Origin of the sequence: Streptomyces sp. NPDC048636 (assembly GCF_040650655.1) — a bacterium.
In the GTDB taxonomy this organism is placed as follows: domain Bacteria; phylum Actinomycetota; class Actinomycetes; order Streptomycetales; family Streptomycetaceae; genus Streptomyces.
Window position 1 is genome coordinate 400,399 of the sequence record NZ_JBEZHR010000007.1, and the last position, 15,285, is coordinate 415,683.

A 15,285-nucleotide genomic window follows, 5' to 3' on the forward strand; every position below is an offset into this window, starting at 1 on the left:
GCAGGTATGCACTCGCGGTCCTGCGCGCTTATGTACTTCCGCACCATGCGCCGATGCGCCCATGCGCATTCGCACCAATGGATATCCGCACTTCCGCATATCCGCGGAGGGAAGAGCGCGGTGGGGCAGCTGCCCCACCGCGTCGCTGTGGTGTGCGCGTACGTCCCTGTGTCCCGGAGGTCGTCGAGGCGTCTTCCAGGGGCGGGTCCGGGCGCTGTGGGCCTCTGAGCCGGGTTGCCCGCCGAGGGGCCAACTGCCGTGGCCCCGTCGTCCATTGATCGTCCGTCGGATCGCCCGTCGGATCGCACCGGCCGACCGGGGTCCGTACCGCCGTGCGTCGGCTCCGCCGTCGCGTCCGGCTCCGGACATGGAAGCGCCCGGTCGCTGGCGACGGGGGATGCACCAGCGACCGGGCTTTTAGAACCGTAACAAGAGATCGGCCGTTAGCAAATTCGATCGCGGATTTCCGGACGCGTATTTCCAGGCCGTAACGGTGAGTTGTGAGCAGGGTCACGTGTGCCGGGCGGGGTGGGACCGCCCGGCCGTGACGGTCAGCTCAGGGTCACCTGACGGTTGGTGAGACCGCCGCGCGCACGCCGCTGCTCGGGTGTCAGCGGGGCGTCGGAGGCGAGCGCCTCGCCGAGCCGCTCGGCAAGCTCCTGGGCGGGCTTCTCGGTGTCCTCGGCGGCCATCCCCTTGGGCAGGTCCCACACCGGGACGGTGAGCCCGTGCGCCCGGAAGGAGCCCACCAGCCGGGTGTTCTCGCCGAGCGAGGAGGCGCCCGCGGCGTGCAGCCGGGCGAGCGCGTCCAGCAGCTTCTCCTCCGGGGTCGACATCACCCAGCGCAGGTGGTTCTTCTCCGGGGTCTCGCACCAGTAGGCGGCGTCGACACCGGAGAGCCGGGCGGTCGGGATCGCGGCCGCGTTGGCCCGCTCCAGGGACGCGGCGACCTCCCCGCTCGCGTTCGCGGCGTCCTCGAGCCAGAACTCGAAACCCTCGTGCAGGGTCGGCGTGAAAGTGCCCTTCGGGTCGAGCAGATCCTGGAGCCGGGGACCGTCGCCGGGCGCCCGCTCGGCGGAGACCGGAGTACCGGGCTCGGCCGTGAGCGCGCGCCGCAGGGTGTCGGCGAGATCGCGGCTGATGTCACCGGAGGGGGTGTCGTTCTGGAGGCCGATCAGCACCGCGCCGTTGTCACGGCGCAGCGCGGGCCAGGCCATGGGCAGCACGGTGGCCAGGGTGACCGACGGCACGCCCTCGGGCAGCCCGTCGACCAGGCTCAGTTCGACGGTGGCGGCGGGCACCAGCTCGCGCAGGGCCACCCAGTCACATTCGCCGGGGAGCCCTTCGAAGGGGCGCTGCACGAGCTCGGTGACGGCGTGGGCGGCTTCCCGGCCGTGACAGGCCTTGTAGCGACGGCCCGAGCCGCAGGGGCAGGGTTCGCGCGCGCCCACCACCGGGATGTCGCCCGTCGTGGCCCGGTGGGCTGCGGCCTTTGTCTGGGGGCGGCGCTTCTTGGCCATGGTGTGGCTGTCTCCCGATCGTCCGGCAGGGCTGGCTCGTACGGTGCTCGTACGTCGCTCGCACGTTGCTCGTACGTTGCTCGTACGGGCGGGAGCCTAGCCCGTTGGCCGAACCTCGTCGGGTCGATGGGCCGCGTCGGTTACGCGAGCTCGTCCAGATCGGCGAAGTCCAGCTCTCGGTCGAAATCAGGATCGATGTTCGTGTCGAGTTTCGGCGCCGGCGGGTCCGGCTGCCGGGGGATGGCCGCTTCGGCGGTCCGGTTGACGTCCCCGCGTCCGATCTCCCGGTGGCCGATCTCCCGGTGGCCGATCTCCTCGCGACCGGCTTCGCCGAGCTCCGTGCCCAGCCCGGCGCCGAGGCCGTTAGCCAGACCCGCGGTCAGCTCGGGATCCAGATCGGTCGGGATCGTGACCCGCTTCAGAAAACCGTCACCAGCCGGAAGAAGCGCCCATACCGTGACTTCCCCGACGTCGTCCCGGACGCCCCAGTCGTCGGCCAGCGATCGGATGATGTGGAGACCGCGGCCACCGCGCGCGGTGACAGAGGGTTTGGCCGGAAGGGGCCTTGTGGGTCCGCCACCATCCGTCACCTCGACGGTCAGCCGCTCATCCTCGTCCACGCTCCACGCCGCCCGGACCGTGTGGTCACCCTGGTCGGAACGCCATGGACGGCCATGGCGCCATGCGTTGCTGAGCAATTCCGAAAGGATCAATACAGCGTCGTCTATGACCGATTCCGATACCCCAGTCCTGCCCAAATCGCCACGCATCCACTGTCTTGCCACGCGGACACCGGCAGGACCATGGGGTACGGCCATGGTCGACGACGTCGGCACCTGCCGTGCCACCACCAACGCCACCCCCGAGACCTCCTTAGCCCCACGCCACGGGATGGATGCCCCAATGGGCTGGAGCGGAAACAGGCCAAGTGGCATTGTGTGACGCACTCACCACGATTGAATGCGTACCGAACGCGCCGGTGCACGCCGTGTAATGCCCCTTATGTACGCCCGAGTTGGGACAGTACCTGTTTGGGGCGGTTGGTGATCACGGCGTCGACCCCGAGGCGGACGCAGAGGTCCACGTCCTCCGGCTGATCGACGGTCCAGACGTGCACGCGGTGCCCCGCACGCTGCAATCGCGCCACGTAACCCGGGTGGTTCCGGACGATCCGGATGCTCGGTCCCGCGATCCGCACCCCCGGCGGCAGTTGCCCGTCCCGGTGGCGCGGCAGCATGAACTGCATCAGGAAGACGGTGGGCAGGGCGGGTGCCGCGGCCCGCACCCGGTGCAGTGAACGCGCCGAGAAGCTCATCACCCGCACGGGCGAGGGCCCGTCGGGCGGTGGCGCGTCCAGGCCGTACCGCCGCAACAGGGTGAGCAGCCGCTCCTCGACCTGCCCGGCCCATCGGGTGGGGTGCTTGGTCTCGATCGCCAGTTCGACCGGCCGTCCGGCGTCCCGGACCAGCTCCAGCAGCCGCTCCAGGGTGAGTACCGAGGTGGAGTCGTGGTCGTGCCGGTCCGGCTCCTCCTTGTCCGCGGCCTGGCCCTTCCAGGAGCCGAAGTCCAGCGCGGCCAGATCGGAGAGTTCGAGCGCGGAGACCGCCCCCCGGCCGTTGGAGGTGCGGTTGATGCGCCGGTCGTGGACGCAGACCAGATGGCCGTCGGCGGTCAGCCGCACATCGCATTCGAGGGCGTCGGCGCCGTCCTCGATCGCTCTGCGGTACGCGACCATGGTGTGCTCCGGGGCGTCCTCGGAGGACCCGCGGTGGGCGATGACGGAGACGGTGTGCGGACCGGGGCGGATGTCCCGGGCAGGGCGCGCATAGGTCACCGCGTTATGGTGCCACCGCCCGGTGTGAGCCGTTGGACGCGGCCCCGCCGATCGTTGCCCGGAATGGCGGCAGGGCGATTTGTCCGGGATAAAGGGTGGTAGTCCACGGGGCCACCGCTCCTTACGGCGGTCTGACGCGCCGTGGGAAAAGCTGATGACGGTAATACGTACGCGTGGGCCGTCATGGAAAGACTGTCGTGCACCTGAGGAGACAGCTGTGAGCACCGAGAACGAGGGCGCTGCCGTACCGCCTGCGGCCGGACCGCAACCGGCCCCTCCGGCGCCGCAACAGGACCCCGCGGTGCCTCCCGCGCCGGATTTCGCGCCCACCGCGGGCACGGCTCCGGCGCCCCAGGACGCGCCGATAGCCGCTTCTCCGCCGACCGCGCCCCCGGCCCAGCCCCCCACCGCGTCCGCCTCCGGCGGTGCGGGCGAGGGCGGCGGGCCCGGTGGCGGGGTCCCCGGTGCTCCGGGCTCCGGCCCGGGCGGCGACACCGGCGCTGGGCAGTCCGCCTCGTGGTGGACCGCCGGCGGCGGACAGCCGCAGGGCGGCTCGGGCGGCGGACCGGGCGGACCGTGGGGGACCGCTCCGGTACCGCCGTCCGGGGCACCCGAGCGCAAGCCCCGCGGCCTGATCGCCGCCGCGCTGGCCGCCATGCTGGTCGCGGGCGGTATCGGCGGGGGCATCGGCTATCTGGCCGCCGACCATGACGACAGCGACACCACCACCGTCTCCGCCTTCGGCAACCCCAAGTCCGAGAGCCGCGCACCCGGCTCGGTCTCGAACATCGCGGGCAGGACCCTGCCCAGTGTGGTCACCATCGAGGCCCAGGGCAGCAACGGCGAGGGCGGCACCGGCACCGGCTTCGTCTACGACAAGCAGGGCCACATCCTCACCAACAACCACGTCGTGGCCTCCGCCGCCGAGCGCGGCAAGCTGACCGCGACCTTCTCCAACGGCAAGCGGTACGCCGCCCAGGTCGTCGGCCGCGCCAAGGGCTACGACGTCGCCGTGATCAAGCTGAAGAACGCCTCGGACGCCAAGCTGAACCCGCTGCCCCTCGGCAACTCCGACAAGGTCGCCGTGGGCGACGCCACCGTCGCCATCGGCGCCCCCTTCGGCCTCTCCGGCACCGTCACCACCGGCATCGTGAGCGCCAAGAACCGCCCGGTCGCCTCCAGCGACGGCGGCGGGGGCAACGCCTCCTACATGTCGGCGCTCCAGACGGACGCCTCCATCAACCCGGGCAACTCCGGCGGCCCCCTGCTGAACGCCAACGGCGGTGTCATCGGCATCAACTCCGCCATTCAGTCCGCCGGTAGCGGCGGCGGCCTCGGCGAGTCACAGCAGTCCGGCAGCATCGGCCTCGGCTTCGCCATCCCGATCAACCAGGCGAAGAACGTCGCCGAGCAGCTGATCAAGACCCGTCAGGCGGTCTACCCGGTGATCGAGGCCACGGTGAACATGAAGGACACCGGCGGAGGCGCCACCATCGCCTCCAACGGCGCCGGCGGCGCCCCGGCCGTGGTCCCCGGCGGCCCGGCCGACAAGGCGGGCCTCAAGTCCGGCGATGTGATCACCAAGCTCGACGACACGGTGGTCGACAGCGGACCCACCCTGATCAGCGAGATCTGGACCCATAAGCCGGGCGACAAGGTCACCCTCACCTACAAGCGTGACGGCAAGCAGTCCACCGTCGATGTCACCCTGGGGCAGCGCAAGGGTGACAGTTGACGCGCTAGGCTGATCCCCGCGTCACCCTGAGGGCGACGCGGGGAGGCTTGCCCGAGCGGCCTAAGGGAACGGTCTTGAAAACCGTCGTGGCAGCGATGTCACCGAGGGTTCAAATCCCTCAGCCTCCGCCGAGGTCAGCGAAGTAGCTGGTCAGAAGGGGTGTCCCTGGTTCGGGGGCACCCTTTCCGCATGTCCGCCGCCGCGGCGGCGAGCAGCGCTCGTGGGCCGGCCGTCGCCTGATGCACACTCATGTGCCGCATGAGCGCGGACGGAGTGCGCCAGTGGTGCGGGCGGGAGCTAGGCGGAGGCCGCCGCGACGCAGAACTCATTGCCCTCCGGGTCGGCCATCAGCATGTGGTGGCCGTCGAACTCCTCCAGGACCTTCCCTCCCGCCCTCACCAGCCGCTCGGACTCCGCTTTGATCCGTGCCCACCGCTCGGCGGGGCTGCCGTGCCCCGGCACCCGGATGTCGAGATGGAGCCGGTTCTTCGCCGTCTTCGGCTCGGGGACCTTGAGGATGGAGAGCCTGGGGCCGACGCCGTCGGGATCGCAGAGCCATGCGGCGTCGTCCGCGGAATCGTCCTCCGGGAGATCGAACTGTGCCAGCCACTCCTCGCGGGTCCTGAAGGGAGCGGGCGGCGGCTCGTCGACGTACCCCAGGGCCGTCTTCCAGAACTCGGCGAGGAGCGTCGCGTCCACGCAATCAAAGGTCAGATCGATTCTGGCTGCCATATCAGGACCGTACTGCGGACCGCTGACCGTCGCTCTTCCTCGGCCGGGCGTCCCCAGGGCGGCGTCCAGCCTGGCGACGATCTGGCCGAAAACCTATGGTGCGGTCGTTGACGCAGGTCAGAGCCGTCGTTTCGGCCGACTGGCGGGCAGTTGGGGTGCGAGGCGCGGCAAAGGGGCTTTTAGTTGTAGCTAAAGGTGGGAACCTTGGCTGAGGGACGAGCGAGGCTCGTCGACAGCGTGCGGCTGGGAGTGATGTGCATGCCGTGGAAGAGCAAGGGTCCGAAGGGGGAGGCCGCGGAGCTCGCGGGGTCCCGGCTGGCCCGTCAAGCCACCGTGGAGGTCGCGGGGTTGCTGGGCAAGCGGGATATGAGCAGAGCGGATCTGGCCAGGTTGATGGATGTCAGTCCGGGGCGGGTCAGCCAAATACTGTCCGGTGATGAGAATCTGACGTTGAGAAGTCTGGCCGCGGTGGCCGACGCACTGGAACTGGACGTGAAGATCAGCTTCGTTGAGCCCAAGGACGACGGAGCCCGTCGTGCCCTCGGCCGTGGCGACGACTCCTTCGTCTACGCCCCGTGAAGCCATGAACGGCCGTGTGGAGCGCGCGGATCAGGGATGGGGTGTGCCGCCGCCCGTGCTCACCGCCGACAGCGGCTCCTCGGCCAGGGCCTGGTCCCGCAGCCGTACGAGATCGCGGTCGGCGCTCCGCTTGCCCGTCCGGTAGCCGAACTCGAGCATCTTCACACAGGCTTCCTTGGCCATGGCCAGCGCCTGACGTTGATCCTCCGCCTCCTCCCGGGTGGGAGTGTGCAGTTCGGCGCGGAAGTCCTGGAACTCCCGCCGCCGACAGCTGGCCTCGATGTCGGCCTCGACCTTCGCGGCGTCGTCCAGGTACTGATCCACCTCCTCGTACAGGGTGTTGACGGTCGTCCGCTCCTTGGTCACGGGGGTTGAGCCGCGCAGGAACCCACGGGCGTCGAAGGCGAACATCCGCAGCTGGGCCACGGTCCCGAAGTCCCGGACCAGCCGGTGGCAGTGGCAGTACATGTCATGGGCGAGCCGTCGCTCCAGCCGGTCCAGCAGTACCGCGATGCCGAGCGTGATCACCGCCACGAAGGGCGGTGTGGACTGCTGGTTCTGCTGCTGCCGTACGCGCGGGGCCAGCGCCCCGCCCGCGGCGGCCGCGGCCACGGCGGGCGGTACGTCGGCCGCGTGCGGCAGCAGCAGGGTGATGGTGATCAGTGCCGCGGCGCAGGTGCATCCGGTGATCGCGGCGCACAGCGCCGTGGACCGCACGGTCCCCAGCAGCCTGCCCTTGTCGGCGAAACGGTGGATCAGCGAGATCCAGGTGACCAGCGCGCAGGCGGCGAGGGGTAACGCGACCCGCGCGAACCACTCCTGTGCATAGAGCTCGTGCAATGCTCCCCCTGCTCGCGCCTCGCTGCCGGTGCGCCGGAGGCGGGCGGCCGGTCACGGGGAGAGCGGGAGCCCCATCACTGTCCGCCCGGAGGGGCGGAAGGACCGGCGAGTGGTGTGCGGTACGTGCACGGAGCGCCTCGTCGCGTGGTCACGATAGTGCCCCTCGATCGAGTAATGCACGGTTCACGTTCCGCTTACCACCGGATCGCGCCGCCCTCAGCCGTGCCCGGGAGCCCCTTCGGCCCCACGTCCGCGCGGCCCCTCACGGCTGCCCGAGGGGCGGCGGCCAGACGGCCGGGGGCTGGAGGTGACGGGCGGCGCTGCGGGCCGCGGAGGCGACCGTGGCCCGCGCCTCCCGGCAGCCGAGCCCGGTGTCGACGGCGGCCTGGACCAGGTCGGGGGCGAGCTGGGCGCCCGCGCCCGTCTCGTACGCCCGGCAGGCCGCCCAGAACAGCCGGTCGTTGCGCTCGCCCTCGCGGGACTCGCGGACGAACCGTACGAGGGCGGTGAGCGCGGCGGGACGCCGCTCGGACGGGTGGCGGCCGGACGGTGCGCCGAGCCGCACCGTGGGCGGCGGCCGCAGCAGACTCAGCAGCGCGGGCGGGACGGGGGCGGGGGTCCAGGCGGGGGAGCCGGGAGCGAGGCGGTAACGGCCGTGCGCGGCGGCCGAACCGGGGCCGACGAGATAGCCGCCCGATCCCCGGATGTCGATCCCGGGGGCGAGACGGCCCGCGGAGTTGGGGACGGTGAGGCCGGGCGGACCGCTCAGCCAGAGATGACGGCCGCCGCCGGGGGTGAGGACGGTGACGGTGCGGGGGACGGGGAAGCCGTGCGCGCGGGCCAGCCGGGCGAGGGCGGCGGGGCCGTTCGTACGGGTCCGGGGCCGGTCGCCGCGTTGGTCCTGGTGGCGCCGCTGCTCCTGGTGGTCCCGGGGGTTCAACGGTCCGTACGGCCGTATGTCGAGGTCGACGCCGATGAGGTGATGCGGGGCGCGTCCGCACGCGATGCCGTACGCGGTCGCCCAGGGGGCCGCCGCGAACAGCGCGCGGACCGTCTCCGGGTCGGCGGAGGCGTCGTGGATGCCATGGCCCGGCCGGCCGCATGCGCCGCGGCAGGGCGGGGATTCGGGGTCGCGGTGGTGTGGGGAGCGCACGGCGGGCAGCTTCGCGCGGGTCAGCGGGATCACGCGGAAGCCATGCGCCGCGGCGTCGAGAGCGTGGGCGAGTGCGGTGGTCGCCATGACGTCCATTTTCGGACAAGTGTTCGGTAATGGGAAGGGGGTCGGGGAACGTGGTGAGGATGGCCGAAAGTATGCGGAACCGGTTCTCCGTCGTTCTCGCGCGGCGAGTCGGTGAGGGAGAGGCGGCGCATGGGGCGCGCTCCCCAGGAGCGGGGGCGCTCGTCACGTTTAACGCTGTTTCCTCATGCTTGCGTGGTAATTGAGGTGTCAGGTGTGCTTGTTCCGGGATGCGGTGGGGCAACTCTGCTTCCGCGAGGGTTCGTAGACGTCGAAGCAGATCGGAGCAAGCGGGATGGGGAAGATCCGCACCACCCTCAGCGGGCGGAGGTCCGGGAGCGTGCCCGGAGCGCACGGAGGCAGGTCGCCACCGACGAGCGGGGCGTAGCGAGGGGCGGGGAAGCCGGGGGCGTTGGGGCACGGGCGGGTTCGGACCGACGAGAGCGAACAGTGGTGATTCATTGACGCAAGGGGACGGGTGAGGTCATACGGTCGCGCGGTGGCATATCGGTGCCACCGCGCGACCGTATGTGCCGTCATGCTTGACAGCCCGAAATTATCTGACGGATAGTCAGGAAGCTCTTCGCTGAGGTCGGTCACACCACCCGTCCCGTCAAGGGGGTCAACTGCCCATGACCGGTGAGAGGACGGCCGGGAGTCCCGCGCCCGACGAGCTGTACGAACGGCTCAAGGCGTTCGAGGGGCGTACGACCGTACAGGGCGGCGAGGGCCGTGACCCCGTCAACGAGCCCATGATCAGGCACTGGTGCGAGGCGATGGGGGACACCAACCCCGCGTACCCGGGCATCGCGCCGCCCACCATGCTCCAGGCGTGGACCATGGGCGGACTGGCGGGCCACCCGGCCGGTTCGGCCCGGACGGGCGCGCACGACGAGCTGTTCGGGCTGCTCGACGACGCGGGCTGCACCTCGATCGTGGCCACCGACTGCGAGCAGGAGTATCCGCGCCCGCTGCGGCCCGGGGACCGCGTCCGCTTCGACGGGGTGATCGAGTCGGTCTCTCCGCGCAAGACCACCGCGCTGGGCTCCGGGTACTTCATCACCACCCGGATGGACATCCACGTGGGCGACGTGCTGGTCGGTACGCACCGCTTCCGTGTCCTCAAGTACGCGCCCGCCCGCCGGAGTCCACAGCCGAAGCCGAGTCCGCAGCCGCAGCCAAGGCCGCAGCCAAAGCCACAGCCCGCGTCCACGGCGCGGGCGGCGCGCCCCCGTCCCGTCGTCAACCGGGACAACGAGGGCTTCTGGGAGGGCGTCGCCGAGCACCGGCTGCTCCTCCAGCGCTGCGCCGGCTGCGCCACCCTCCGCTTCCCCTGGCTGCCCGGCTGCGGCCGGTGCGGCTCACCGGAGTGGGAGACGGCCGAGGCGTCCGGCCGCGGCACGGTGTTCAGCCATGTGGTGATGCACCATCCGCCCTTCCCCGCCTTCGAGCCCCCGTATGCCGTAGGGCTGGTCGAACTCGCGGAGGGGGTACGCATGGTCGGCGGAATCACCGGGGTGCCGTACGACAAGGTGCGTATCGGCATGCCGGTCGAGCTGGAGTTCCTGCGGGTCGAAGACACCAAGGGCGCCATGGAACTCCCCGTCTTCCGGGCGACGGCGGAGGAGGCCGTATGACCGTCCGCGCGGGCGACGCCCTGCCACCGCTGCGCGTCCCGATCACCCGGACCCTCATCGTCGCCGGTGCCCTCGCCTCCCGGGACTACCAGGACGTGCACCACGACGCCGAGGCGGCCGAGGAGAAGGGCTCCCCGGACATCTTCATGAACATCCTGACCACCAACGGTCTCGTGGGGCGCTACATCACCGACCACTTCGGACCGCGGGCGCGGTTGCGGAAGGTCGCGATCCGGCTGGGTGCGCCCAACTATCCGGGAGACGAGATGGTGTTGCGGGGCGAGGTCACCTCCGTCGCCGACGGTATGGCGGAGGTCGCGGTGACCGGTGCGAACGGTATCGGCAACCATGTGACCGGCACGGTCACCGTGCAACTCCCGGTCGCCGACGCCAGGGTGGAACGCGTCGGGCCGGTGGAGGGCCACCGATGAGCGCCCGCCGGACCGGCACCCTGGGCGGCGCCGCGGCCGTCGTGGGCATCGGCGCCACCGCGTTCACCAAGGACTCCGGCCGCAGTGAGCTGAGGCTCGCGGCCGAGGCCGTCCGGGCCGCCCTGGACGACGCCGGGCTCACCCCCGCCGAGGTGGACGGGCTCGTCACCTTCACCATGGACACCAGCCCGGAGATCACCGTCGCCCAGGCGTGCGGCATCGGCGAGCTGTCGTTCTTCTCGCGCGTCCACTACGGCGGGGGCGCCGCGTGCGCCACTGTGCAGCAGGCCGCGCTCGCCGTCGCGACCGGGGTGGCCGAGGTGGTCGTCTGCTACCGCGCGTTCAACGAACGCTCCGGGCGGCGGTTCGGGGCCGGGGTGCAGCACCGCGAAGCCTCGGCAGAGGGGGCCGCGCTCGGCTGGGTGCTGCCGTTCGGCCTGCTCACCCCGGCGTCCTGGGTGGCCATGGCCGCACAGCGCTATCTGCATGTCCACGGTCTGAGCCCCGAGGTCTTCGGCCATGTGGCCGTCACCGACCGGCGGTACGCGGCCACCAACCCGGCGGCGTACTTCCACGGCCAGCCGATCACCCTCGCCGATCACGCCGCCTCCCGCTGGATCGTCGAACCGCTGCGGCTGCTCGACTGCTGTCAGGAGACCGACGGCGGCCAGGCCATCGTGGTGACCAGTGTCGAGCGGGCCCGTGGCCTCCGCCATCCGCCCGCGGTGATCACGGCCGCGGCGCAGGGGGCGGGCCGCGGCCAGGAGCAGATGACCAGCTTCTACCGCGACGATCTCACCGGGCTGCCGGAGATGGCCGTGGTGGCGCGGCGGCTGTGGCGGGACAGCGGCCTCACCCCGGCCGAGATCGACGTCGGGATCCTCTACGACCACTTCACCCCGTTCGTCCTGATGCAGCTGGAGGAGTTCGGCTTCTGCGGACGCGGTGAGGCGGCCGGGTTCGTCGCCGAGGACGCGCTGGCCCTCAATACGCACGGGGGCCAGCTCGGGGAGGCGTATCTGCACGGGATGAACGGCATCGCGGAGGGCGTACGGCAGATCCGCGGCACCTCGGTCAACCAGGTCCCGCACGCCGCGCGCGTCCTGGTCACCGCGGGCACCGGGGTTCCGACATCCGGGCTTCTCCTCGGCGCAGACGGCTGAACCGCGCGCGTGTCTGCGGCTTCGGCCGTCCCCTGTCCTCCTTCATTTGTCATATGAAACGAAGAAAGCAGAGCGGCTGGACGGTCACGGGCTGGACCGCCGGTCTCGCCGCGGCGCTCGCCGCCTCGATCGCCGGTGCCGCCCCTGCCTCGTCCGAGGCCGTGCCCGCCCCTTCGCCCCGAGCCATACTCCCCGCACCGTCCGAGCTCAGCGGCGTCTCCTCGGCGAGAGCCGCCCTCCCCGACCCTCGTGACCTGGGGGCCAAGGTCTTCAGGGGCTGGGCCCTGGACACCTGCCACACCCCACCCCTCAGCACCCTGCGGGCCTGGAGCGGTTCGCGTTACCGCGCCCTCGGTGTCTACTTCGGCGGCCGCGGCCGGGCCTGTCCGGTCCAGCCCCACCTCACCACCTCCTGGATGCGCGGGGCCGCCGCCCTGGGGTGGCATGTGCTGCCCGTCTACGTCGGCTCCCAGTCGCCGTGCGTCCGCAACATCGACAAGACGCGTGTTCCGATCGGCGCCGCCCCCTGGGCGCAGGGGCGCGCGGAGGCCATGGACGCCGTGGCGCGCGCCAAGGCGCTGGGCATGAAGGAGCGCAGCGCGCTCTACCTCGATATGGAGGCGTACGACCGGTCGCTCGCGCGCTGCGCCGCCACCACGCTCTCCTTCATCCGCGCCTGGAACCGCGAGGTCAGCTCACAGGGCTACTTCCCCGGCTTCTACAGCAGCGCCGACTCCGGGGTGCGCCATCTGGAACAGGCCAGGAAGGCCGGAGTCGACGACCTCCCCTCCATCGTGTGGTTCGCCCGCTGGACCGGTAGGGCGTCGCTGCACGAGGAGCCGTCCATGGCCAGGACCGCCTGGCAGCCGCACCGCCGCATCCACCAGTACCGGGGCAACGTCGAGGTGACACATGGCGGCCGGACGCTGTGGATCGACCGCAACAAGGTGGACGCACCCGTCGCGATCGTCGACTGACCTGCCCCGCACCCCCGGCGGATCCCTGACGCTCCCCTCCCATCCCCTCCCCCCTTAGGAGGTGGTGACAGCCCCACGACTACAACCTGAGATTGACCCGGTTTCGGCACCTGGGACCGATCCGCGATGTCCTGCCCGCTCATAGCGTTGAGACATGACCACGACCGTGTGCACGGGCGCATCCACCGCCGCGTTCCCGTCGTTCTCCTCGTATGTGAAGGCACGGGGGCCGGTTCTGCTGCGCACCGCCCGCTCGCTGACCGCCAACGCCTTCGACGCGGAGGACCTGCTCCAGACAGCGTTGACGAAGACGTATCTGGCCTGGGAGCGCATCGAGGACCACAAGGCGCTGGACGGCTATGTGCGTCGGGCGCTGGTGAACACCCGGACCTCGCAGTGGCGCAAGCGCAAGGTCGACGAGTTCGTATGCGAGGAACTGCCCGAGCCGGACCCGGTGCCCGCCCCCGACCCCGCCGAGCGGCAGGTGCTCCGGGACGCCATGTGGCGCGCGGTCATGCGGCTGCCGGACCGTCAGCGGGCCATGGTCGTACTCAGGTATTACGAGGACCTCAGCGAGGCCCAGACCGCCGAGGTGCTCGGGGTGTCCGTCGGCACGGTCAAGAGCGCGGTCTCGCGCGCCCTCGGCAAGCTGCGCGAGGACCCGGATCTCTCCCGCGCGGCCTGACGACGGCCGATACAGCTGAGCAGCGAAACAGCTGAACGGCGAAACAGCTGAACGGCGAAACAGCTGAACAGCGGAACGGGGTTATCCACAGCGGGTTATCCACAGGGGATGACATACCAGCCGGTCGGAAGGAAAATCGACGGCACTTCTACCCGCGCGCAACCGGAACCCTGGAGGCCCCGGTGCTCAGCACGATGCAGGACGTACCGCTGACCGTGACCCGCATCCTCATGCATGGTTCGGTGGTGCACGGCGCGGCCCATGTGACCACCTGGACCGGCGAGGGCGCGCCCCAGCGCCGTACCTTCCGGGAGGTCGGCGAGCGTGCCGCCGCGCTCGCCGACGCGCTGCGCGATGAGCTCGGGGTCGAGCGCGGGGAGCCCGTGGGCACCCTTCTGTGGAACAACTGCGAGCATCTGGAGTGCTATCTCGCGGTGCCGTCCATGGGCGCCGTGCTGCACACGCTCAACCTCAGGCTGCCCGTTGAGCAGCTCAGCTGGATCGTGAACCACGCGGCGGACCGCGTGATCGTCGCCAATGGCTCGCTGCTGCCGCTGCTCGCGCCGCTCCTCCCCGGCCTCGGCTCCGTGGAGCACATCGTGGTCACCGGCCCGGGTGACCGCTCCGTCCTCGCCGGATGCCGTGCGCGGGTCCATGAGTACGAGGAGCTGATCGAGGGCCGCCCCACCCACTACGACTGGCCGGAGCTCGACGAGCGCGAGGCCGCCGCGCTCTGCTACACCTCGGGGACGACCGGGGAGCCCAAGGGCGTGGCCTACAGCCACCGTTCGATCTATCTGCACTCCATGCAGGTCAACAGCGCCGAGTCGTTCGCGGTCTCCGGGAGCGACACCCTGCTGCCGGTGGTGCCGATGTTCCATGCGAACGCGTGGGGCACCGCGCATGCCGCCTTCATGGCGGGCGCCTCGATACTGATGCCCGACCGCTTCCTCCAGCCCGAGCCGCTCGCCGAGATGATCGAGAGCGTCCGCCCCACCCTCGCCGCCGCCGTGCCGACCATCTGGCACGGGCTGCTCGCCGAGCTGGACGCGAAGCCGCGGGACGTGGCCTGTCTGCGGAATGTCTATATCGGCGGCGCGGCCTGCCCGCCCGCCCTGATGGAGGCCTTCGAAAAGCGCCACGGCATCCGTGTGGTGCACGCCTGGGGCATGACGGAGACCTCGCCGCTGGGCACCATCGCCCAGCCGCCCGGCGGTGTCTCGGATGAGGAGGCATGGCCGTACCGCGTCAGCCAGGGCCGCTTCCCCGCCTCCGTACAGCCCCGGCTGACCGCGCCCGACGGTGGCCGGGTGCCGTGGGACGGGGTGAGCCCGGGCGAGCTGGAGGTGCGCGGCCCATGGATCGCCGGGGCGTATTACGGGGGCGCGGCGGGCGAGCCGTTCCGCCCGGCCGACAAGTTCACCGAGGACGGCTGGCTGAAGACCGGTGACGTCGGCACCATCACGCCCGACGGCTATCTGACGCTGACCGACCGCGCCAAGGACGTCATCAAGTCCGGTGGCGAGTGGATCTCCTCGGTCGAGCTGGAGAACCAGCTCATGGGTCATCCGGAGGTCGCGGAGGCGGCGGTCGTCGCCGTTCCGGACCAGAGGTGGGGCGAGCGTCCGCTCGCCACCGTGGTGCTGAAGGACGGCGCCACCGTCGACTACGAAGCCCTTCGGGGCTTCCTCGCCGAGCGGATCGCGCGCTGGCAGCTCCCCGAGCGCTGGGCGCTGATCCCGGTGGTGCCGAAGACCAGCGTGGGCAAGTTCGACAAGAAGCAGCTGCGGAAGCAGTACGCGGACGGGGAGCTGGACGTGACCGAGCTCGACTGAGCGGGAGCCGGGGGTGGGACCGAGCGGGAGCGGGGGTGGGGTGGCGCGGGGGCGCACCCGGCCCCGCCCCACCCCGGCCC

General features: G+C 71.1%; 13 protein-coding genes, 1 tRNA gene and 1 pseudogene. 9 read left to right on the plus strand and 6 right to left on the minus strand.

From position 1 onward, the window contains the following. Nucleotides 1-551: 551 nt before the first annotated feature. The 3 genes and pseudogenes from AB0C66_RS21895 to AB0C66_RS21905 form a co-directional block, all read right to left on the minus strand. The gene (locus tag AB0C66_RS21895) at nt 552-1,520 is read right to left on the minus strand and encodes a DUF5926 family protein (RefSeq protein WP_362440931.1); all 969 of its coding nucleotides are present in this window, start codon (nt 1,518-1,520) and stop codon (nt 552-554) included. A 440-nt stretch (nt 1,521-1,960) separates the two neighbouring features. Further along, nucleotides 1,961-2,455: pseudogene (locus AB0C66_RS21900) on the minus strand (ATP-binding protein); the annotation flags it as partial. A 65-nt stretch (nt 2,456-2,520) separates the two neighbouring features. After that, entirely contained in the window at nt 2,521-3,354 is an 834-nt protein-coding gene (locus AB0C66_RS21905; protein ID WP_362440934.1) for a glycerophosphodiester phosphodiesterase, read from the minus strand. 217 nt (nt 3,355-3,571) lie between these two features. Here AB0C66_RS21905 and AB0C66_RS21910 point away from each other — a divergent pair, with 217 nt between their 5' ends. Beyond that, nucleotides 3,572-5,089 (plus strand): trypsin-like peptidase domain-containing protein, encoded by a 1,518-nt coding sequence (locus AB0C66_RS21910; protein WP_362440936.1) that lies wholly within the window; start codon nt 3,572-3,574, stop codon nt 5,087-5,089. A gap of 41 nt (nt 5,090-5,130) precedes the next feature. Continuing rightward, nucleotides 5,131-5,217: transfer RNA gene (locus tag AB0C66_RS21915), tRNA-Ser, on the plus strand. 169 nt (nt 5,218-5,386) lie between these two features. On the opposite strand, the gene AB0C66_RS21920 is transcribed toward AB0C66_RS21915, so the two are convergent. Continuing rightward, a complete protein-coding gene (locus AB0C66_RS21920; RefSeq protein ID WP_362440939.1) occupies nt 5,387-5,821 on the minus strand; it encodes a VOC family protein in 435 nt (144 codons plus the stop codon). A 204-nt stretch (nt 5,822-6,025) separates the two neighbouring features. On the opposite strand from AB0C66_RS21920, the gene AB0C66_RS21925 reads away from it, so the two are divergent. Next, the gene (locus tag AB0C66_RS21925) at nt 6,026-6,400 is read left to right on the plus strand and encodes a helix-turn-helix transcriptional regulator (RefSeq protein WP_362440942.1); all 375 of its coding nucleotides are present in this window, start codon (nt 6,026-6,028) and stop codon (nt 6,398-6,400) included. A gap of 30 nt (nt 6,401-6,430) precedes the next feature. Here the strand turns inward: AB0C66_RS21925 and AB0C66_RS21930 are convergent, their stop codons facing one another. Together AB0C66_RS21930 and AB0C66_RS21935 are read right to left on the minus strand one after the other, a co-directional pair. Beyond that, nucleotides 6,431-7,240 (minus strand): hypothetical protein, encoded by an 810-nt coding sequence (locus tag AB0C66_RS21930; RefSeq protein ID WP_362440945.1) that lies wholly within the window; start codon nt 7,238-7,240, stop codon nt 6,431-6,433. Nucleotides 7,241-7,502: 262 nt separating this feature from the next. Next, nucleotides 7,503-8,480 (minus strand): bifunctional DNA primase/polymerase, encoded by a 978-nt coding sequence (locus tag AB0C66_RS21935; protein WP_362440948.1) that lies wholly within the window; start codon nt 8,478-8,480, stop codon nt 7,503-7,505. Between the two features lie 629 nt (nt 8,481-9,109). Between AB0C66_RS21935 and AB0C66_RS21940 the strand changes: the two genes are divergently transcribed. The 6 genes from AB0C66_RS21940 (at nt 9,110) to AB0C66_RS21965 (ending at nt 15,205) form a co-directional block, all read left to right on the plus strand. Beyond that, on the plus strand, nt 9,110-10,114 hold the full coding sequence (locus tag AB0C66_RS21940; protein WP_362440951.1) for a bifunctional MaoC family dehydratase N-terminal/OB-fold nucleic acid binding domain-containing protein: 1,005 nt from the start codon (nt 9,110-9,112) through the stop codon (nt 10,112-10,114). Beyond that, entirely contained in the window at nt 10,111-10,545 is a 435-nt protein-coding gene (locus AB0C66_RS21945; RefSeq protein WP_362440955.1) for a MaoC family dehydratase, read from the plus strand. The genes AB0C66_RS21940 and AB0C66_RS21945 overlap by 4 nt, the downstream gene beginning before the upstream one ends. After that, nucleotides 10,542-11,708, plus strand: a complete 1,167-nt coding sequence (locus tag AB0C66_RS21950; RefSeq protein WP_362440958.1) for a lipid-transfer protein — start codon at nt 10,542-10,544, stop codon at nt 11,706-11,708. The genes AB0C66_RS21945 and AB0C66_RS21950 overlap by 4 nt, the downstream gene beginning before the upstream one ends. A gap of 53 nt (nt 11,709-11,761) precedes the next feature. Next, complete coding sequence (locus tag AB0C66_RS21955) at nt 11,762-12,685, plus strand: DUF1906 domain-containing protein (RefSeq protein WP_362440961.1); 924 nt, start codon at nt 11,762-11,764, stop codon at nt 12,683-12,685. 154 nt (nt 12,686-12,839) lie between these two features. Next, nucleotides 12,840-13,370, plus strand: a complete 531-nt coding sequence (locus AB0C66_RS21960; protein WP_362440964.1) for a SigE family RNA polymerase sigma factor — start codon at nt 12,840-12,842, stop codon at nt 13,368-13,370. A 182-nt stretch (nt 13,371-13,552) separates the two neighbouring features. Continuing rightward, nucleotides 13,553-15,205 (plus strand): long-chain fatty acid--CoA ligase, encoded by a 1,653-nt coding sequence (locus tag AB0C66_RS21965; protein WP_362440967.1) that lies wholly within the window; start codon nt 13,553-13,555, stop codon nt 15,203-15,205. Nucleotides 15,206-15,285: the final 80 nt, after the last annotated feature.

Excerpts from the sequence above, each read along its gene's own strand:
- AB0C66_RS21895 (WP_362440931.1), bottom strand. The coding sequence starts at position 1,520 with ATGGCCAAGAAGCGCCGCCCCCAGACAAAGGCCGCAGCCCACCGGGCC.
- AB0C66_RS21950 (WP_362440958.1), top strand. The coding sequence starts at position 10,542 with ATGAGCGCCCGCCGGACCGGCACCCTGGGCGGCGCCGCGGCCGTCGTG.
- AB0C66_RS21960 (WP_362440964.1), top strand. The coding sequence starts at position 12,840 with ATGACCACGACCGTGTGCACGGGCGCATCCACCGCCGCGTTCCCGTCG.
- AB0C66_RS21940 (WP_362440951.1), top strand. The coding sequence starts at position 9,110 with ATGACCGGTGAGAGGACGGCCGGGAGTCCCGCGCCCGACGAGCTGTAC.
- AB0C66_RS21920 (WP_362440939.1), bottom strand. The coding sequence starts at position 5,821 with ATGGCAGCCAGAATCGATCTGACCTTTGATTGCGTGGACGCGACGCTC.
- AB0C66_RS21935 (WP_362440948.1), bottom strand. The coding sequence starts at position 8,480 with ATGGCGACCACCGCACTCGCCCACGCTCTCGACGCCGCGGCGCATGGC.
- AB0C66_RS21955 (WP_362440961.1), top strand. The coding sequence starts at position 11,762 with ATGAAACGAAGAAAGCAGAGCGGCTGGACGGTCACGGGCTGGACCGCC.
- AB0C66_RS21945 (WP_362440955.1), top strand. The coding sequence starts at position 10,111 with ATGACCGTCCGCGCGGGCGACGCCCTGCCACCGCTGCGCGTCCCGATC.